General features: G+C 63.0%; 15 protein-coding genes. 6 read left to right on the top strand and 9 right to left on the bottom strand.

From position 1 onward, the window contains the following. Positions 1 to 22 precede the first annotated feature (22 nt). Complete coding sequence (locus tag M1D34_RS09875) at positions 23 to 151, top strand: hypothetical protein (protein ID WP_003531656.1); 129 nt, start codon at positions 23 to 25, stop codon at positions 149 to 151. A 221-nt stretch (positions 152 to 372) separates the two neighbouring features. Here the strand turns inward: M1D34_RS09875 and rsmA are convergent, their stop codons facing one another. From rsmA to lptF, 6 genes are all read right to left on the bottom strand, one after another. Beyond that, a complete protein-coding gene (rsmA, locus tag M1D34_RS09870) occupies positions 373 to 1,197 on the bottom strand; it encodes a 16S rRNA (adenine(1518)-N(6)/adenine(1519)-N(6))-dimethyltransferase RsmA (protein ID WP_027990384.1) in 825 nt (274 codons plus the stop codon). Beyond that, the gene (pdxA, locus tag M1D34_RS09865; RefSeq protein ID WP_498778875.1) at positions 1,197 to 2,225 is read right to left on the bottom strand and encodes a 4-hydroxythreonine-4-phosphate dehydrogenase PdxA; all 1,029 of its coding nucleotides are present in this window, start codon (positions 2,223 to 2,225) and stop codon (positions 1,197 to 1,199) included. Before pdxA ends, rsmA begins: the two co-directional genes overlap by 1 nt. A gap of 9 nt (positions 2,226 to 2,234) precedes the next feature. Continuing rightward, positions 2,235 to 3,185 (bottom strand): SurA N-terminal domain-containing protein, encoded by a 951-nt coding sequence (locus M1D34_RS09860; RefSeq protein WP_003531653.1) that lies wholly within the window; start codon positions 3,183 to 3,185, stop codon positions 2,235 to 2,237. A 191-nt stretch (positions 3,186 to 3,376) separates the two neighbouring features. Further along, a complete protein-coding gene (locus M1D34_RS09855; protein WP_498778873.1) occupies positions 3,377 to 5,722 on the bottom strand; it encodes an LPS-assembly protein LptD in 2,346 nt (781 codons plus the stop codon). Continuing rightward, on the bottom strand, positions 5,722 to 6,804 hold the full coding sequence (gene lptG, locus M1D34_RS09850) for an LPS export ABC transporter permease LptG (RefSeq protein ID WP_003531651.1): 1,083 nt from the start codon (positions 6,802 to 6,804) through the stop codon (positions 5,722 to 5,724). The genes M1D34_RS09855 and lptG overlap by 1 nt, the downstream gene beginning before the upstream one ends. Further along, positions 6,801 to 7,973: an LPS export ABC transporter permease LptF gene (lptF, locus tag M1D34_RS09845; protein WP_003531650.1), complete on the bottom strand. Its 1,173-nt coding sequence runs from the start codon at positions 7,971 to 7,973 to the stop codon at positions 6,801 to 6,803. Before lptF ends, lptG begins: the two co-directional genes overlap by 4 nt. A gap of 313 nt (positions 7,974 to 8,286) precedes the next feature. Between lptF and M1D34_RS09840 the strand changes: the two genes are divergently transcribed. Continuing rightward, a complete protein-coding gene (locus tag M1D34_RS09840) occupies positions 8,287 to 9,780 on the top strand; it encodes a leucyl aminopeptidase (RefSeq protein ID WP_003531642.1) in 1,494 nt (497 codons plus the stop codon). 19 nt (positions 9,781 to 9,799) lie between these two features. Further along, the gene (locus tag M1D34_RS09835; protein ID WP_003531625.1) at positions 9,800 to 10,249 is read left to right on the top strand and encodes a DNA polymerase III subunit chi; all 450 of its coding nucleotides are present in this window, start codon (positions 9,800 to 9,802) and stop codon (positions 10,247 to 10,249) included. A gap of 214 nt (positions 10,250 to 10,463) precedes the next feature. On the opposite strand, the gene M1D34_RS09830 is transcribed toward M1D34_RS09835, so the two are convergent. Next, complete coding sequence (locus M1D34_RS09830) at positions 10,464 to 11,390, bottom strand: Gfo/Idh/MocA family protein (protein WP_498778868.1); 927 nt, start codon at positions 11,388 to 11,390, stop codon at positions 10,464 to 10,466. 189 nt (positions 11,391 to 11,579) lie between these two features. On the opposite strand from M1D34_RS09830, the gene M1D34_RS09825 reads away from it, so the two are divergent. Next, positions 11,580 to 12,419 carry a GNAT family N-acetyltransferase gene (locus M1D34_RS09825; RefSeq protein WP_498778867.1) on the top strand — a complete coding sequence of 280 codons (840 nt, stop codon included), beginning with the start codon at positions 11,580 to 11,582 and terminating at the stop codon, positions 12,417 to 12,419. 19 nt (positions 12,420 to 12,438) lie between these two features. On the opposite strand, the gene M1D34_RS09820 is transcribed toward M1D34_RS09825, so the two are convergent. Further along, positions 12,439 to 14,328 carry an ABC-F family ATP-binding cassette domain-containing protein gene (locus M1D34_RS09820; RefSeq protein ID WP_003531622.1) on the bottom strand — a complete coding sequence of 630 codons (1,890 nt, stop codon included), beginning with the start codon at positions 14,326 to 14,328 and terminating at the stop codon, positions 12,439 to 12,441. Positions 14,329 to 14,638: 310 nt separating this feature from the next. On the opposite strand from M1D34_RS09820, the gene M1D34_RS09815 reads away from it, so the two are divergent. Further along, complete coding sequence (locus M1D34_RS09815) at positions 14,639 to 14,920, top strand: hypothetical protein (protein ID WP_003531620.1); 282 nt, start codon at positions 14,639 to 14,641, stop codon at positions 14,918 to 14,920. Between the two features lie 232 nt (positions 14,921 to 15,152). Then, entirely contained in the window at positions 15,153 to 17,810 is a 2,658-nt protein-coding gene (locus tag M1D34_RS09810) for an AMP-binding protein (protein WP_498778864.1), read from the top strand. On the opposite strand, the gene M1D34_RS09805 is transcribed toward M1D34_RS09810, so the two are convergent. Beyond that, a complete protein-coding gene (locus M1D34_RS09805) occupies positions 17,751 to 18,263 on the bottom strand; it encodes a DinB family protein (RefSeq protein ID WP_003531618.1) in 513 nt (170 codons plus the stop codon). The two genes, M1D34_RS09810 and M1D34_RS09805, sit on opposite strands and share 60 nt — an antisense overlap. Positions 18,264 to 18,289: the final 26 nt, after the last annotated feature.

The following is an 18,289-nucleotide window of genomic DNA, read 5'->3' as shown; positions in this document are numbered from 1 at the left end:
CCGGCAGGCGGATGGAGAGGCCTTGGACGTGCGCCGAGGTGCGGCCCCTCATCCCGCTGCCGCGACCTTCTCCGCCGGGCGTTCGCTCGACAAGGCGGACGACAATGAATTCGTGTTGCTCGAAGTCGGCGAATTCCTGAAGGCCGAATAGAGCGCGGTCCCCTCGAAACGTCCTATAAGCCGGGCTTGCTTTCCCGCAGCAGACATGGGTGTAACGCCCGCTCCTCCTACCCTCATTCCTGTGCCTGTCACAGGAATCCAGCCAGCCCAAGTCCTTGGGCTGGAAAGGCTTTTCCGCACCGCAGACGCGGCGCTGCTGGATCTCTGTGACAAGCACAGAGATGAGGGCGAGGGTGGGTTAAGCGTCCGGCTCTACAGACAATTGGCCAATCGGCAAAATTCTTCGACGGTCAACGTTTCCGCGCGGCGTTGCGGATCGATGCCCGCCTTTGCAAGCAGCGCCTCGCCACCGAGGGGTTTCAGGCTCTGGCGGAGCATCTTGCGCCGTTGGCCGAAGGCTGCCTGGGTGACCTTCTCGAGGACCGCAGGCGGGCAGGGAATTGGAGCCTCGACAGGCTCGAGATGGACGACCGTCGATGTCACCTTGGGCGGCGGTGTGAAGGCCTGCGGCGGCACGTCGAATGCCAGACGCGCCTTTGTCCGCCAGCCGCAAAGGACGCCGAGCCTGCCATAGTGATCGTCATCGGCGCCGGCGACGATCCTGAGGCCGACCTCGCGCTGAAACATCAGCGTCATCGATTGCCAGAAGGGCGGCCAGTGCCCCGGCAGCAGCCAGTTGACGAGAAGCTGTGTGCCGACATTGTAGGGAAGATTGGCGATGATGCGCACCGGTCCGCCGGCAAGCGCTTCGAAGTCCACCTTCAGTGCGTCGCCCTCGATGATGTCGAGCCGCCCCGGATAATGGGCGCCGATCTCGGCGAGTGCCGGCAGGCAGCGCGAATCGCGCTCGATCGCGACGACCTTCTTTGCCCCAAGAGCGAGGATCGCCCGTGTAAGGCCGCCGGGACCCGGACCGACTTCGATCACTGTCACGTCCTCCAGCGGACCGGCGGTGCGCGCGATCTTCTGGGTAAGGTTGAGATCGAGGAGGAAATTCTGGCCGAGCGCCTTCTTCGCGTCGAGACCGTGCCGCTGGATGACGTCGCGTAGCGGCGGCAGACCGTCGAGAGCCGCCATCAGCGCTTCGTCCCGCCGGCATTGCGGGCAAGTTCTGCTGCAAGCCGCAAGGCCGCAAGAAGGCTTTCCTCGCGCGCGATCCCTTTCCCGGCCAGGCTGAAGGCGGTCCCGTGATCCGGCGAGGTTCTGATGAAGGGCAGGCCCAGCGTGACATTGACGCTGTCATCGAAACCGAGCGCCTTGGCCGGTATCAATGCCTGATCGTGATACATGCAGATGGCGACGTCGTAGGTCTCTCTCGCGCGATCGTGGAACATGGTGTCCGCCGGCAAGGGTCCGACGACGTCCAGCCCCTCGGCGCGCAGGCGATCGATGGCCGGCCGGATGACGGCATCGTCCTCGCGGCCGAGCGCGCCGCCTTCGCCCGCATGCGGATTGAGACCGGCAATCGCCAGGCGCGGCGCCGGCAGGCCGAAGCGGCTCCTGAGGTCGGCCGCGGTGATCGTGCAGGTCTCGTAGATCAGATCCGGCGTCAGCGCGGCTGGAACGTCCTTGAGCGGGATATGGATCGTGACCGGGACCGCGCGCAGCTTCGGTCCTGCCAGCATCATCACCGGCAAGGCGGCAACCCCCGTTGCGCGCGCAGCGAGGTCCGCGAGATATTCGGTGTGGCCCGGAAAGCGGAACCCCGCCTCGTAGAGCACTGCCTTGGCAATCGGATTGGTGGCGAGGGCGGACGCTTCTCCCGCCAGCACGAGCCGGACGGCGGTGTCGATCGCATCGGTCACGGCGGAAGCATTTGCCGCATCGGGATTACCGGGAATCACGGGGGCGGGGGAGCGGACCGGCCAAACGGGCAGCGCCTGCCGGAAAGCGGCGACGGCCCCGGGACAATCGGTCTCGCATATCGGCACGGTCTGGCCCAGGAGCTTGGCGCGGGCGGCAAGCACCGCCGGATCGCCTACATAGAGAAACGGCGGCGTCGGCCGATCGGCCCGCTTCGCCCATACGGAAAGGGTGATATCCGGACCGATCCCGGCCGGATCGCCCATGGTCAGGGCGACCGGCCCGATGCTCGTCTCGCTCATGCTGGCTCGTTATTTGTTGACGATCTGCGCCTTCGAGCGCAGTTCTTCAAGATATTTGGCGCTGTTCGGGTCTTCCCCCTCGGACTTCTTCTTGCCGAGGTCCTCGGCACGGAAGACGATCTCGGCGGCGGCGTCGTCGTTGACCTGACGCTTCTTGCAGATTGCCAGATATTCGACGCCTTTCTCGGTAACCCGCGTACCCGTGGTCATGCCGTCGCCGGCTTTTTCGACGAGCGGCTTCCAGTCTTCGGGCAGTTGCTGTGCAAGAATGCGGCCGAGGCTGCGGATCGAGACGTCGCGGTAGTTCGCCGCGAAGGCCTTTGAGGTATCGCAGCCTGGAAACTGCGAGCGCGAGGCATTGGCTTCGGCCTGCCGCTTCGCCGTGATGGCGCCGCGCTTCGATTCGGGAATGACGAAGATGACCTGCTGCAGGAAATATTCCGTCGTGACCGGCTTGTTGCCGCCGCCCTGCATCATGCGCTTGACGAGGTCGCCGCCGGAAAGGCGGCTGGCGCTGCCGTAGCGGAAGTTGACGACGCGCGGCCAGCTCATCTGGACTGCGATATACTGCTTGAAATGGTCGACCCCGACGCCGGCCTGGTCAAGGATCTTGCCGAGCTGCTCCGGCGAAAGCTTGTTACCGGCGGCGAAACGCGCAAAGGCGGCATCGACCTCGTCCGTGCTGACGGACTGCTGAACGCGCGCGATCTCGGCGCGCTTCAGTACCTCGTCGACGAGCTGCTGCTTGGCTTCGGCGGCGCCGCCGCTTTGCCGCTGAAGCTTCAGGAAGGCGACCCGCTTGGCGACGTCGCCGGAGGTGATCACGGTGCTGTTGACGACCACCTCGACCGTGCTCGCCGCCATTGCCGTGGTAACCGTACCCGCTGCGACACTCAGCGCACCCGCCAGTGCAACCGCCGAAAGCAACCTCACGATCGCGTTTTTCCCGCCCATCATCATTCCCCTGCTCGTTCTGCCTCCCGTTGCCGGCGGCTTCAGTTGCCACACTGCCGACTTCGCTACGGCGAGCTCTGCGCGTCACGCAAGACGCGCGGCGCCGTAGGTGTCAATGTGAGGCAAATGCATAATACATGCGGCCAAACAATGACAAGACCGCATGATCGATGCGGTAAGGGCGGGTCAGGGCCACTTTAGAAGTAGTCCAGCTCGTCAAATCTCGTGTCGCCGACATAGACGTCACCGAGCGTGCGGAAGCTGATGCGGGCGCCGATCGACCAGTCGTTCGCAAGCGAACTGTCGGTATCCCGCTCCTGCTTGTAGACGATCGAGAACAGCGTGTCCTGGTCGTCATAGGTGATGCCGAGGCCGTTGCGGGAGACGACGCCCGCGTCGATGTCGTAGGTCACCGCGCCGAATACCGACCAATATTCGTGGAACCGGTAGGCGGCAGCGGTCTGGATTTCGTCCTGATCGAACGGCGAGCCATAGGTCGGCTGCGCTTCGATCCGCGTATAGGTGAGAGCGGCCTGCCAGTTCAGCCCGAGATAGCCGACCGTGGCATCGGCCCGGCGCAGCGAGAAGTCGCTTTCGTCCAGCCGTCCGGAGAGGCTCGCCATCAGACCGGACGGGGCGTCGATACCCAGCATGGCGACATAGTCGGAACTGTCGGTTTCGAGGCCCGAATCCGCCCCGGCTTTGACGAGATCGTCCGTCGCGAAGGAGTTCAGGCCGCCAAGCTGAAACGACTGGCCGGCAATGGCGCGCAGGCCGTAGCCGCTGTCGAAGCTTCCGGTATACCGCAGACCGATATTCGCGCGTGTACCGCCCTCGATGCGATCGTAACCGGAGAATTTGTCGCGATCGAAGAGGTTGGTCGCATCGAAGACGAAACTCTGCGCGTCTTCGTTCGGCAGTCCGCCCGCATATTGCTCGTCCGGGCGCGCATATAGCTGGCCGATCGGTTCGAGAACGTGGGTGCTCGTCTCTCCAGCGAAGAGCATCGGATAGCGCGCCTCGAGTCCGGCGGTCAACATTCTGCGCGTCTCGGCATCGCTGCTGGTGAAGTTGCCGGTATAACCGACCGGGTCATCCACATTCATGCCGAGGGCATCGCCCCGTGCCGCGAGCAGCGGGGTCAGCACAAGTCCGCCGGGCGCAATGAATGTCCGCTTCCATTCGAGTTCGCCGGTGAGCCTGTGCGAGGTACCCTCGAGCCCACGGAAGCGCTCGACCCCCAGCACATTCACCCTGTCGAGGCGGTTGCGCTTGATGTTGGTCAGGTTGAAATCGGCGTTGAGTTCGCCGCCCAGGATCGGCTCCGGTGCAGTGTAGGAATAGTCGAGGACTTGCGCGACCGGCTGCTTGTTTTCGTCGATGCTGTCCGGGTCGGCATCCTGAATGTCGAAATAGAAGGCCCGCAGGTCGAAATAATTGCGTTTGCCGAGGCCGGTCAGATAGGCCTGGTTCACATAGGTCGTGCCGTCGAAGGTCGACAGATCGTAGGTCTTGGCGAAGTTGTTGTCCGACTGGACGAGGACGTTCCAGCCGAAACTCCAGCGGGGATTGATCTCGAATTTGCCCCGCGAGGCGATCATGCCGCGATTGGTTTCCAGCGCGTCGACGGTGCCCGGCGTGAACTGCTCCCTGTCCAACTGGCTGATGCCGGCGACGTTCAGCGTATGCAGGCCGTTGTGGAACTGCTGCCGGAACTCACCCTCGAGGAGGAAGCCCTGGCGGGTCAGTCCGGTGCCGGTGATCGTCGCGTCCATATGAGGCGAGATCGCCCAGTAATAGGGTACCCCCACGCCGGCGCCGAGCTTTTGCGTGTAGCGGAACTGCGGGAAAAGGAAACCGCTCTTGCGCTTGACCGTATGGTCCGGGATTTCCATCACCGGAATGTAGGCGATCGGCTTGCCGAAGAGTTCGAAATAGGCGTGCTCGAGCCGAATGGTACGGGTGCGTCCGTTCTGAATGATGCGCTGGGCCTTGATGTGCCACAGAGAGCGATGTTCCGGCTTGGTGTTGCACGGAGTGCATGCGGTGTAGACGGCCTTGTTGAGGATGAATTCCTCGCCATTGCGCCTTTCGCCGGTCTCCGCCGCCAGGCGCGTCAGATCGGTCGTTTCGATCCTGAGGGCCTGGACGAAGCCGTTGCCGAAGTCGTCGGTGACGTCCATCCTGTCGGCATAGACGATGTTGCCGCCCGGCTCGATGAGCTGGATGTCGCCGGTCGCGAGGATACGACCGGATTTCTGGTCGTAATCTACCTGCCGGGCGACCATCTTGTAGCCGCCGTATTCGATCTGGACATTGCCGCGCACGGTCACCTTTTCCGTGTCGCGATTGTAGACAAGCTCATTGGCGGTCAGCAGCAGCTTGGCGTCGGCAGGGATATTCGGCTGCAGATCGTCGATTCGCGCCGCTGCATCCTGCGCCTTGGCTGGCGCATTCATTCCGATGGCAAGCATATGCAGCGCCACGCCTGCAAGCAGGGCAGCGTTGGTAAGCTTCATGCGTTTGCGGTTGCCTGCCGCCACTAGCCATCCTCCTGATGCAGTAGAATCGTCGAGCCCAGCGCCATTGCTACAACGACCGGCAGCCAGGCTGCAACGAACGGAGGCACAATGCCGCTGCTCCCGAATGCTTTGACAAGCACGGTGACGACATAAAGCACGAAGCCCGACAGGATTCCACCGAGAATCACCGACCGAGATTGATTGAACCGGCTAAATTTTAACGAGACGCAGGCGGCGATCAGCGTCATCGCGACGAGGAGCAGCGGCAGCGACATGAGAGAGTGAAATTGCGTTTCCAGGCCGTTGGTGGAAAAGCCGAAGGACCGCGCCACTTCGATTTTCCGCGGAAGGTCGAAAAACTGAATGGAATCAGCCTTTGCCAGACGTTCCTGGACGAAATCCGGCTTCAGATTGGTGCGAAGCTGTGCCGTTTCCATACGACGGGGCAGGCGCCCGACTTCCGTCTCGACGACGCCGTTAAGAAGCCAGTAACCATCTTCGAGTTTCGCCGACTTCGCATCCTGCCGGAGCGTGATTGCGCCCTGTGGATCGAAGTGGATAACGGTCACGTTGATCAGCTCGGTGCCGCCGTTCTGGACGGAGCGTGCGCCGATGATCGTGTCGGTGCCGTCGTAGATCTGCCGGAGCCAGGGAATCGAGTTCGCGGCAGCCGAACGGGTGGAGCCCCACTCCGCTTCGAGCGCTTCCGCCTTCTTGGTTCCCCAGGCGGCAAGCGGGTTGATCACGACCACGGCAAGCACGCCGAAGAGCAGGGCGCCGACGACGAACGGACGCAGGAATTGCCAGACGGAAATGCCCGCCGCCCGGGTTACGACGAGTTCATAGCGCCGGTTAAGGGAGATCAATGCAGCCATCGCCGCGAAGAGCGCAACGAAGGGAACCGTTTGCTGCAGGATCGTCGGAATGCGGAACGTGGTCATCAGTAGCGCGCCCGACACCGTGTAATGTGGCAGGTTCGACATGCGGCTGGTCAGTTCGCTGAAGTCGATGATGAAGATCAGCGCGAAAATTCCGACGAGGAACCAAAACGTAGTGCGTGCATAGCGCTTGAAGAAATAGCGTCCGAGCGTGTTGAAAATCATGAGGGCTGCTCCCCGTCGGCACCGGCCGGCCGCACGAGCCGAAGCCTGACCATGAGGTCCGTGAGCTTTTCCTGCCAGGTCATGGGGATGTCGAGGCGCCGGTTGCTGGCAAGCTGCTGTATGGCAAGCGCTCCCGTCACCAGCGGGACCAGATACATGAGCGGCACGAACCATACCGAATCTTCGGCGCTGTTGGCCGCGTAGAACGTCATCCACCGGATGACCAGAGCCGCTCCAAGGGCGCTGACCATCGGGTGCACCCGTGCTTCGCGGTGCGACCGGGCATCGCTGCTGACCACAAGTGCAATGAGGCCGAAGAGCAACGGAAAGGTCCATTCGGTGAAGCGCCGGTGCAGCTCCGCCGTAAAGGCGAGCGGAGCTCGCTTGTAGGCTTCGTCGTCGGGATCGGGATCAAGCAGATAGAAGAGATCGCGATCCTTGGCGCGGATATTGGCCTCCCCCGCCATCCTGGTCAGGTCCGTCAGATCGAAGGCATAGGAGTCGAACTTGATGATGGAAACGTCGCCGTCCGGCAGTTTGCGGTGGACCTCCCCATCCTTCATCACCAGCGCGGAGCGTTCCTCGTCGACGGCCCCCTCGCGCGCATAATAGACGAGCTCGAAATTCGGATCACGCGCGTCGGCGACGAAGATGCCTTGGAGTACGCCGCCGCTTCGGCGGGCGCCGACCTGCACGTAAAGCCCGTCGGTAATCTTGCGGAATGCGTTCTCCTGGACGACGGAGGCGAGCAGGTCCGCATGGGCCGTCGCGATCATCTTGCGTACGGCAACGCGCGAATAAGGCTCGACGAAATTGTCGATGGCGAAGGAGAGGACGCTCAGTCCTGCCGCGAGGAACATCACCGGCCGGATGATGGACATGCGCGAACTGCCGGCGGCACTGAGCACCGTAAGCTCCGAATCGGTGTTCATCGCGCTCAGCGTCTGCGTCACGCCGATCACGAGGGCAAAGGGCAGAATGATCGGTACGACCGACGGCAGAATCAGCGTCGCGAGCTTCAGGAAGGCGATGATCGACTGACCGCTGTCGGTAACGAGGTTCACATTGGTGAGCGCCTGCGTGGTCCACACGATGCCCATCAACGGCAGGAGCGTCGCCAGGAACATGATCGTGGCGCGCCGGAATATGTAGCGTTCGATGAGCTTCATAGCCGTATCCGGTCCAAGGTCCTGCTCAAATTCGTATGCCGTTCGGTTGCGGACGAGTGTGCAATTTCTTGCCGGCCGATGTAACCGTCTTCGTCCCCGTGCCGCGAATCGGAATCTGCGACAACAGGGAAAATATAAGCCGAAGAACTTCGGTTAACCGCATGTAAACATGTGCGAGCATCTTGCCAAGCGCCTGAAAAGCGAGAAGGGTGCGCCCCACAGCTTCGATCACCGCCGACGTCGCGAATGTCGGTCACTGTAGCCGTCCGGTAACAGGCCGGGCGCCACCGTCAGAAAGTGCCTGGAGTCCTGCATGCCGATGAAATTCGAATTTTCTTTCAGCAAATCCCACCGCCCGGCCGGCGGCGCCGCGGTTCTCCTGCAGGTTGCAGGAGCCAAGGAGGCAGCCGGGGCGGCTGTCGTCGATCCGGAGGGCGTCCTGGCGAAGGCGGCGAAGATCGGGAAGTTCACGGGCAAGGCGCTCTCGACCCTCGACGTCATTGCGCCGCACGGCTCGCCGGCCGATCGGATTGTCCTGCTCGGCCTCGGGGACGCGGGCGGCGTCGGCGATCACGACTGGCTGAAGGCCGGTGGCGCCGCGGCTGCGAAATTGCGGTCTGCCGAAAAGATCACGGTTTTCCTGGATGCGCCGGGGCTCGAAGTCACCGGCAAGGCAGCCGCGGATTTCGCCCTTGGCATGGAAATGAACGCCTACGGCTTCGAGAGCTACAAGACCCGGAAATCGGATGACGAACCGAAGGCGGCGCAGAAACCGGTGAAGGTCACCATCGTCACCGGCACGGTGATCGCAGCGAAAAAGGCCTTTATGACGGCCCAGGCGGTCGGTGAAGGCGTGTTTCTGGCGCGCGATCTCGTCAACGAGCCCGCCAACGTGCTGGGCCCCGTGGAGTTCGCGGCGCGCGCGAAGGAACTGGAAAGACTCGGCGTCGACGTCGAGATACTGACCGAGCGGGAGATGAAGAAGCTCGGCATGGGCGCACTCCTCGGCGTAGCGCAAGGCTCGTCTCGTCCGCCGCGGCTGGTCGTCATGCAATGGAAGGGCGGAAAGGCCAAGGAAAAGCCGGTCGCCTTCATCGGCAAGGGGGTCGTCTTCGACACCGGCGGCATTTCGATCAAGCCCGCTTCCGGCATGGAGGAAATGAAGGGCGATATGGGCGGGGCGGCGGCAGTGACCGGCCTGATGCATGTCCTTGCCGCGCGCAAGGCGGCCGTCAATGCCATTGGGATCATCGGGCTCGTGGAGAACATGCCGGACGGAAGTGCCCAGCGGCCTGGCGACATCGTGACGTCCATGTCCGGGCAGACGATCGAGGTGATCAACACCGACGCCGAAGGCAGGCTCGTCCTCGGCGATGCCCTCTGGTACTGCAATGACCGCTTCAAGCCGCAGCTGATGATCGATCTCGCAACGCTGACCGGCGCGATCATGGTGGCGCTCAGCAATCATTACGCCGGGCTGTTCTCGAACGACGACCGGCTGGCCGAGCAGTTGCTCGCCGCCGGTTTGGCGACGCAGGAGCGACTGTGGCGGATGCCGCTCGGCAAGGAATACGACAAGATGATCGACAGCAAGTTCGCCGACATGAAGAACACCGGCGGCCGGCACGGCGGCTCGGTCACCGCGGCTCAGTTCCTGAAGCGCTTCGTCAAGGACACGCCCTGGGCGCATCTCGACATCGCCGGCACCGCCATGGGTTCGCCGACCGACGAGATCAACCAGTCCTGGGGCTCCGGCTTCGGCGTTCGTCTCCTCGACCAGCTGGTGCGCGCGAACTACGAATCGTGACCGTTCGCCCGAGATCGGAATGACCGAGATCCTTTTTTACCACCTGACGGAATCGAAGCTCGAAGACGCCCTGCCGCCGCTGCTCGACAAGAGCATAGAGCGCGGCTGGCGGGTGGTCGTGCAGACGATAGACGCCGAAAGGCGCGATGCGCTGGATACGCATCTATGGGTCTATCGGGACGACAGCTTCCTGCCGCACGGAACGGACGCCGGCGAGTTCGCGGCGGAGCAACCGATTCTCGTCGTTGCCGATGACGGCAACCGGAATGCCGCGACTGTGCGCTTTGTCGTCGACGGCGCCGAGCCGCCGCCGGTTTCCGAATATGAGCGGGTTGTTTTCATGTTCGACGGCTACGACCAGCAACAGCTCGAGGCGGCGCGCGATCAGTGGAAGCGGCTCAAGGGCGAGGGGCACAATCTCACCTATTGGCAGCAGAACCGTGACGGAAGGTGGGAAAAGAAGGCGTGATCGGTCGAGTATCGATGGCCTGTGACCGGTTGCCCCTCATCCGGCCTGCCGGCCACCTTCTCCCCGCAGGCGGGGAGAAGGTGATTCGCGGGGGCGTCGTACTCGTCCCCTCTCCCCGCGCGCGGGGAGAGGGTTAGTCCTCGGGTTTAACCCGAGGAGAGGGGCGTCAGCAGCGGTGGTGAGCGGACCAATACGATGTCCGCACACGCCATACTTAATCGTGAAACGCCTCGACGAATTTGCGTCGGCCGAGCATGAAGGCGTCGGCCACGTGCCGGAGCGGCGCCAGGTCGACGTCCGATCTGCCGGCCTTGATGATCTCGGCGAAACGCCGATAGAGCATGGGGTACTCCTGCTCGGGCTCCTCGTGGACGATCTTGCCGTCTATCGCGAGTTTGGCGCCGCCTTCGGAGAGGACCATCCCGCCCGCGTCGGTTTCAGCGACGATGTCCCAGCTCTGCTTGCCCGTCTGGCGCCAATCGAACTCGGCAGCGACATCGAGCTTTTCGGCATCGCTGAAGGCGATCGTGGCGGCGATCGGCGCGTCCCGGTTCTCGGGAAATTCCAGCGTCGCGGAGGTGATGAAGACCGGCCGGGGCAGGATGTGGGTCATGATCGAGAGTGCATTGATGCCCGGGTCGAAGACGCCGAGCCCCCCGGCTGCCCAGATCCACTCCTGGTTCGGATGCCAGTGGCGGACATCTTCCTTCCAGATGATCCGGACGTTGCGAATCGCGGCCGACGCCAGAAACGCCTTTGCGGCTTCGACTGCCGGCGCATAGCGCGAGTGCCAGCTCGCGAAAATCGAAACGCCTTTCTCCTCCGCCAGCGCCTCCAGGTCCGCGACCTCGCTCAGGGTCGCGCCCGGCGGCTTTTCGAGGAAGACATGCTTGCCCGCGGCAAGTGCGGTACGCGCCGCCTCGTAGCGGTATTGCGGCGGCATGCAGAGCGAAACCGCCTCGACCGCCGGCACGGCGTCGATCATGGCCTCTATCGACTTGAAATTGTCGATGCCGTCCACCGTTCCGTGGCGGCTTGCGGCTGCGATCAGGCGGTAGTCCGCGTTCTTCGCAAGCGCCGGCAGATGTTGGTCGCGCACGATCTTGCCGACGCCAACGATGGCAATGTTGATTGGGGACATGGTGTCTTCCGCCCTGATTAGTATGATTTATTCCGGACCCTTTTAGCAGATTGGGAAATACCGACAAGCCGGCTTCCCGTTGCAAAAATTAGCCTAGCCGCTTGGGTGGACAAGATGGAACGCAAATCTATCTTGTCCGTCTTCTTGCCTCTCGAGGGGGGTTCTTCGGAGCGAAGTCAGGATTTCAGAATGCCACATATTCGTCTTGCGACACGGGCCGAGCTCGACACGATCATCGACTGGGCCGCCAGGGAGGGATGGAATCCCGGTATTGACGATGGCAACGCTTTCTGGGCCGCCGATCCCGAAGGCTACTGGGTCGCGGTCGAGGAAGAGCGACTTGCCGCTGCCATTTCGCTCGTGCGCTATGGCAGCGGTTACGCATTTCTCGGCTTTTTCATCGCCGATGAGGCGTATCGGGGCAGGGGCATCGGCCTCGATCTCTGGAAGTGGGCAGTTGCAAGGGCCGAGGGGCGGACCATCGGCCTCGACGGGGTCGTGGGCCAGCAGGAAAACTATCGGAAGTCGGGTTTCGGCTGGTCGCATGCGAACATCCGCTACGGCGGCGTGGTGAACGTGACCGAGCCGCCCGGCACCGAGCTTGTCGACGTGGCGCCGGTGCATGCGGCGTCACTGATCGATTATGACATGAGGTTCAATCCAACGCGGCGCGAGGCATTTCTGCGCGAATGGACCAAGCAGTTGCAGACGCGCAGAAGCGTGGTCCTGCTGCGTGACGGGGCAATCGCCGGTTACGGAACGATCCGCAAGTGCCGCGAAGGCTACAAGATCGGTCCGCTGCTCGCCGACAGCGAGACCGGTGCCGATCTCCTGTTTCGCAAGCTCGCAACCGGCACCGGCGGGGAACGGACCTATTTGGATGTCCCCGAGCCGAATGCGTCGGCACGGGCACTTTGCACGCGCTACAACATGAAGCCGGTTTTCGAGACCGCCCGCATGTATCGCGGACCGGCGCCCGATCTGCCGCTTGCGCGCATTTACGGGATTACGACCTTCGAACTCGGCTGAAAACAGGTTCGCCGGTCGGCTAGCCCGCCATCGCTTCCTCGTATTCCGCCGACAGTTCCAGCCATTGCTCTTCCGCAGCCGCAAGCTTTTCGACGGCATCGGCGCGCTCCTTGGCGCGTTGAGCCGCTTTTGCCGGGGCCTTCTCGTAAAGGGCCGGGTCTGCAAGCTCGGCATCAAGTGCCTGAATCACTTTCTCCAGTTTGCCCGTCAAGGACTCGATCTCATTGATCTTTTTCCTGAGCGGTGCCAGTGAGGCTCGCCTGTCCGCATTGGCCTTTCGCTGGTCTGCCTTGGAAAGCGCCTCATCAGATCCGTTCACCCTGGGCTTGTCGTCCTTCGGCTTCGGCCCGCCGACGATCAGCCCGCGATAGTCCTCGAGGTCACCGTCGTAGTTCGCGACGGTTCCGTCGCGCACCAGCCACAGCCGGTCGGCCGTCGCTTCGATCAGGTGGCGATCGTGGGAGATGAGGATGACCGCGCCGGAGAAATCGTTGAGGGCGGCGATCAGTGCGTTGCGGCTGTCGATGTCCAGATGGTTGGTGGGCTCGTCCAGGATAAGCAGACTTGGAGCCTCGAAGGCGGCAAGGCCCATGAGAAGCCGCGCCTTTTCGCCACCGGAGAGATCCTTGGCCGCGGTGTCCATCTTCTCGGTCGCAAGCCCCATCTGCGCCACGCGGGAGCGCACCTTCGCTTCCGGCGCTTCCGGCATGCGGCGGCGGACGTGCTCCACGGCGCTCTGCGTCGGCACGAGATCGTCGAGCTGGTGCTGGGCGAAGAAGCCCACCTTCAGTCCCGGGGCGATCCGCACCTCGCCGCTTTCCGCGCGGAGGCGTCCGGCGATGAACTTCGCAAAGGTGGATTTGCCGTTACCGTTGGACCCGAGCAGCGCGATCCTGTCGTCCGCATCGATGCGCAGATTGAGCCTCTTCAGGATAGGCTTGCCCGGTTCGTAGCCGACCGCGCCTCCCTGGATGGCGACGATCGGTGAGGCCACCTGCTTCTCCGGATCCGGGAAGGTGAAGCCCTGGACGTGGTCTTCGATGACGGCTGCCACGGTGCCCATCCGCTCCAATGCCTTGATGCGGCTCTGGGCCTGACGGGCCTTGGAAGCCTTGGCCTTGAAGCGATCGATGAAGCTCTGCAGATGCTTGCGGGCCGCCTCGTTCTTGGCCTTCGCCTTCATCTGCAGTTCGTCCGCTTCCGCCTTCTGCCGCTCGAACTGATCGTAGGAGCCGCGGTAGAAGGTGAGCTTCTTCTGATCGAGGTGAACGATCGCGTTCACCGCGGTGTTCAGGAGGTCGCGATCGTGGCTGATGATGATCACGGTGTGCGGATAACGGCGGATATAGTCCTCGAGCCACAGCGTTCCTTCGAGATCGAGATAGTTGGTCGGCTCGTCCAGGAGCAGCAGATCGGGTTCGGAAAAAAGGACCGAGGCAAGCGCCACGCGCATGCGCCAGCCACCGGAAAAGGAGGAGGCGGGGCGTTTCTGCGCCTCGTGGTCGAAGCCGAGACCGGCGAGAATGCTTGCCGCGCGCGCTTCCGCCGAATGGGCGCCGATGTCGGCGAGCCGCGTCTGGATCTCGGCGATCCTGTGCGGATCGACCGCCGTTTCCGACTCCGCGATGAGCGCCGTGCGTTCCCTGTCGGCCTTGAGCACGATTTCGATCAGAGGTTCTTCCGTCCCCGGCGCTTCCTGTGCGACCTGTCCGATCCGCGCGTTCTTCGGCAAGGAAACACTGCCGGCTTCCGCCGCAAACTCGCCGGTGATGACCCGGAACAGAGTCGACTTGCCGGCGCCGTTGCGTCCGACGAGCCCGGCCTTCGTGCCCGCCGGAAGCGTCACGGAAGCGTTATCGATGAGCAAACGGCCCGCAATGCGGGCGGAGAGGCCGGATATCTGGATCATCCGGGCCTTTTGCCCGGACTTTTTCGGGAAGGCAAGAGGCTCGCGCCACTGCTGCCGCGATCGCTCGAATAAGGATGCCGAGGGCATTTTCAAGTGAGGATTGTTATGGATTCATGGACAACGTGTTCCGATAATCAATACTTCCCATCCTCATGATGAGGCCCCACATCTTCGGACGGAGAGCACGAGAATGCTCTTCTGACCCTTTGATCGGACCGGGCGCCATCGGCGAGGCCACCGCGTCCGGAATGGTGCCGATCAAAACGGTCGCGACGAAACCTTCGTTCAAGCGAACGACCGATCAGGAGTGATGATCATGAGGAACGCAATCCATACTGCTCTCGCCGCCACCCTCGTTGCCACAGCCGTTCTCGGCGGTGCATCCGCAGCCTTTGCCGGCGGCAGCTATTATCAGGGTGTCAGCGACAAGCCGCTCTACACCGAACGCGCAGCGCGAGCCGGTGACCAGACGGCCGTTCGCCGTGCTGACGGCTCCCTCGACCGTACGTCCACCGGCTCCGTCGGCTATGCTCCGCAGCCGAAGGTCGTTTCCGGCGGTGAAGGCGAATACTACCAGGGCCTCAGCCGCTAAGCCGCAGCTGACGAGTCACGGAGCAGGCGCGGCCTCCCACGCGCCTCTTTGCTCCGCCCGAACGAAAGGCCCGGTTTCCTCGAACCGGGCCTTTCGTGCCCCGGATGGCCTTTTGAAACGGCGTACTCCCGCGCGGAAATCGGTTTCGCACAAAGTCCTGTATTCGCTTCGCCTTTATACTTGACGATCAAAGTCAGCAATAATATGCCGCCTTGCTAAAATGGAGGTGGTTTTGGGCGGCTCAGGCGAACTTTCGGTCTCTCCGTTCGGTGTTGCAAGTCTGGCTGCGCGGGGCGACCGGCCGGCGCTGCTTTTGCGCGGCGGGCGGATCGTGAGTTACCGCGAACTTGCCGAGCGCATCGACCGGCTCGCTTCTCGGTGGCGCGGCGATCGCGGACTGGTCACAATCGAGGCCGATCTTTCCGAACACGCTGTCGTCGCTTATCTCGCGGCACTCGAGGCGGGCCACGCGGTCGCCCTGTGCGGCACCGCTTCCATGCTCCGGGACCGCGAGGTCTTCAGACCGGAATATTGCTACCGCCGCTTTGACGGCCGTTGGCGCATGGAGCGGCTGGAGGGAGACGCGATCGCGCCGCATCCCGAACTTGCCGTCCTGCTCTCGACGTCCGGCAGCACCGGGCATGGAAAATGGGTGCGGCTGTCGCACATGAATATCCAGTCCAATGCACGATCGATCGCGGAATATCTCGGCTTGACGGCAGCGGACCGAGGCTGCCTCATCCTGCCGCTCCACTATTCCTACGGGCTTTCCGTCCTTAACGCCCACCTCGCCGTGGGCGCGAGCGTCTATATGCCGGGCTGTTCCATCCTCGACGAGGGCTTCCTCGATGAACTTGCGCAAAGCGCCAGCTCCAATTTCGCCGGCGTCCCTTATTCCTACGACCTCCTGGAAAAGGCTGGGTTCCGGGAGCGGGATTTTCCGGCGCTGCGCTTCATGACTGTTGCCGGCGGACGTTTGGCGCCGGAACTCGTGCGCCGCTACAATGAGCATCTCTCCGCGCGCAATGCGCGCCTTTTCGTGATGTACGGCCAGACAGAGGCAACGGCTCGCATGGCCTATATGCCGCCGGACCGTCTCCGGGGCAGGGAAGACCGGATCGGCATTGCGATCCCGGGCGGGAGCCTGACGATCGAGGATAACGATGGAAGGATAATCTCCAGCGCCGATCAGCCCGGCGAGCTTGTCTATCGCGGGCCGAATGTGATGATGGGCTACGCGTCGTCACGCGCCGATCTCGCGCGAGGGGCCGAGTTGTCGGAATTGCGGACCGGCGATCTGGCCGTAAGAGACGCGGACGGCGTCTTCCGGATCGTCGGACGAACAAAGCGGATCTCGAAGATTTCCGGCCTGCGAATCGGTCACGACGCTCTGGAGGCGGCACTGGAGCAGCACGGCGTCGCCGCCGCCGTCGTCGGCAACGACACCGAAATCCACGCCTACTATGTGGGAAGCGGCGATCCGGATGAAGTTCGCCGCCTGCTCGTCGAGGCGAGCGGCTTGACCTTGATGCATGTAGGGGCTTCCCGCCTGGACAAGTTGCCGAGATTGACATCCGGCAAGATCGATTACCCGGCCCTTCGCATGCGGCCGGCCGCGGCGACGTGCGGCAGTTCGGAAGAGGGGGACGTCGAGGCGCTTTTTGCCCAGCTCTTCTATCCGAAGAAGGTTCGACCGGAGGACAGCTTTCTGTCGCTTGGTGGCGATTCGCTCCGTTTCGTCCAGCTTTCGATCGGCCTTGAGAAGAGGCTCGGAGAACTGCCGGAGGGCTGGGAAAAAATGCCGGTCGGCGCACTCGCCGCCCATAACGGCCGCGAGCGCAAGAGCCGCCGGATCGGTGCGGATTTCCTGATCCGGGCGCTGGCGATCCTGCTGGTCGTTGTCCACCACGAGACGCTTTGGCCGATTCCGGGGGGATCGGCCGCCATGGTCATTCTCGCCGGCTTCGGTCTTGCGCGATTCCAGAGCGGAGCACTGCTCTCCGGCGCGATAGACAAGCTGCTGCGGCCGCTCGCCCAGATACTCGTCCCCTACTATCTGATCGTGGCGGGCTACGCGCTCGCCTGGGGCGACGTGCCCTGGGCTTCGGTCTTTCTCGTCGGGAATTTCGGCATCGCAGATCCCGGGCTCCACGGCATGGTGCCCTATCTCTACTGGTTCATCGAAGCCTATTGTCAGATGCTGCTGGTGTTTGGCGCACTGTTTGCCGTTCCGTTCGTCCGGCGCGCCGCGGCCAAGAGACCCCTTGCCGTGGGCATGGCGCTGTTCGCCGCGGCCTTCGCTGCGCGGATGGCGTTTCCGCTTCTCATCGATATCGGCAACCGCCAGATATTCACCCTTCCATGGATCTTCTACATGGCGGTGCTCGGCTGGTGTGCGGCAATTGCCGAAACGTGGAAAGAGCGCTCGATGGTGATGCTGGCAGGGACAGGCGTATTCCTGTTCCTCGGGCTCTATGAGGGCGTCTGGATCGGGACGAAAGTCAAATATCTGCTGCAGATCGCCGTTCTGGCCGCGCTGCTCTTCCTGCCGCGCATTCGCATGCCGCAATGGGGTAGGCGGCTGATCCTGCCGCTTTCCGCAGCGGGCTTCCACATCTACATCCTGCACCGTTTCGTGCCGGAGTTGCTGTTGCTGCCGATCCGGCCGTTGCTCTCGCCGTTCGCCTTTGCCCTCTGCTCCATCCTGGGCGGCATCGCGCTCGGGATTGCCGCCTGGCTCGGACAGCGTCGCCTCATCGCGTGGCTCGCCGGGACCCGAGACAGGCGCATCTCGCTTGCCCCGGCGGGCCGGCTCGAGCCTGGACTCGCCTCAGTCGGCCCACTTCTTGCCCTCGGTCCGCAGGAAGGAAACCAGGTCCAGCGTCAGTGAGGGGTGCTTAAGCGCGGTCAAGGTCGCATGCGCCTGGCCACGATGATGGGTCTGATGGTTGAAGAAGTGAGCGAGCGTCCGTGCGAGCCGTTCCGTGACCTCGACCGGATTGGTGAGCGGAGAATAGGTGAAGTGCCCCGCAAGACGCTCCTCGTCGAGGCTGTCGATCCAGGCGATGATTCGCTCGTCCTCGGCCACCCGCGCCGCCGTCAGACCGTTGAGATCTTCGTGCAGGATGGCGTCGAGCCGCGACGGCGCCTCGCCCTCTTTCGTAAACCGCTTCATCCAGATCCGGTCCGCCACGAGGATATGGTTCAGCGTCCCGTGCAGCGAGCCGAAGAACGCTCCCTTGTCTTCCCGGTATTCCGAATCCGATAGTTCCGAGACGGCGGCGTAGACACGCCGGTTCGCCCAGCGATTGTAATCAGCAAACATCCGGTAATGGTCGAGCATCGGCAATCTCCTCGTGTGGTCGGCAA

Source organism: Ensifer sp. D2-11 (assembly GCF_054161295.1).
The sequence above is the reverse complement of the archived record's forward strand: the minus strand, read 5'-3'. Positions and strand labels throughout refer to the sequence as shown.

What these genes read in the sequence shown, in the direction of transcription:
- rsmA (WP_027990384.1), bottom strand. Translation starts at nt 1,197, where the DNA reads ATGGCGGCTCTCGACGGTCTGCCGCCGCTACGCGACGTCATCCAGCGG.
- pdxA (WP_498778875.1), bottom strand. Translation starts at nt 2,225, where the DNA reads ATGAGCGAGACGAGCATCGGGCCGGTCGCCCTGACCATGGGCGATCCG.
- M1D34_RS09860 (WP_003531653.1), bottom strand. Translation starts at nt 3,185, where the DNA reads ATGATGATGGGCGGGAAAAACGCGATCGTGAGGTTGCTTTCGGCGGTT.
- lptG (WP_003531651.1), bottom strand. Translation starts at nt 6,804, where the DNA reads ATGATTTTCAACACGCTCGGACGCTATTTCTTCAAGCGCTATGCACGC.
- lptF (WP_003531650.1), bottom strand. Translation starts at nt 7,973, where the DNA reads ATGAAGCTCATCGAACGCTACATATTCCGGCGCGCCACGATCATGTTC.
- M1D34_RS09840 (WP_003531642.1), top strand. Translation starts at nt 8,287, where the DNA reads ATGCCGATGAAATTCGAATTTTCTTTCAGCAAATCCCACCGCCCGGCC.
- M1D34_RS09835 (WP_003531625.1), top strand. Translation starts at nt 9,800, where the DNA reads ATGACCGAGATCCTTTTTTACCACCTGACGGAATCGAAGCTCGAAGAC.
- M1D34_RS09830 (WP_498778868.1), bottom strand. Translation starts at nt 11,390, where the DNA reads ATGTCCCCAATCAACATTGCCATCGTTGGCGTCGGCAAGATCGTGCGC.
- M1D34_RS09825 (WP_498778867.1), top strand. Translation starts at nt 11,580, where the DNA reads ATGCCACATATTCGTCTTGCGACACGGGCCGAGCTCGACACGATCATC.
- M1D34_RS09820 (WP_003531622.1), bottom strand. Translation starts at nt 14,328, where the DNA reads ATGATCCAGATATCCGGCCTCTCCGCCCGCATTGCGGGCCGTTTGCTC.
- M1D34_RS09815 (WP_003531620.1), top strand. Translation starts at nt 14,639, where the DNA reads ATGATCATGAGGAACGCAATCCATACTGCTCTCGCCGCCACCCTCGTT.
- M1D34_RS09805 (WP_003531618.1), bottom strand. Translation starts at nt 18,263, where the DNA reads ATGCTCGACCATTACCGGATGTTTGCTGATTACAATCGCTGGGCGAAC.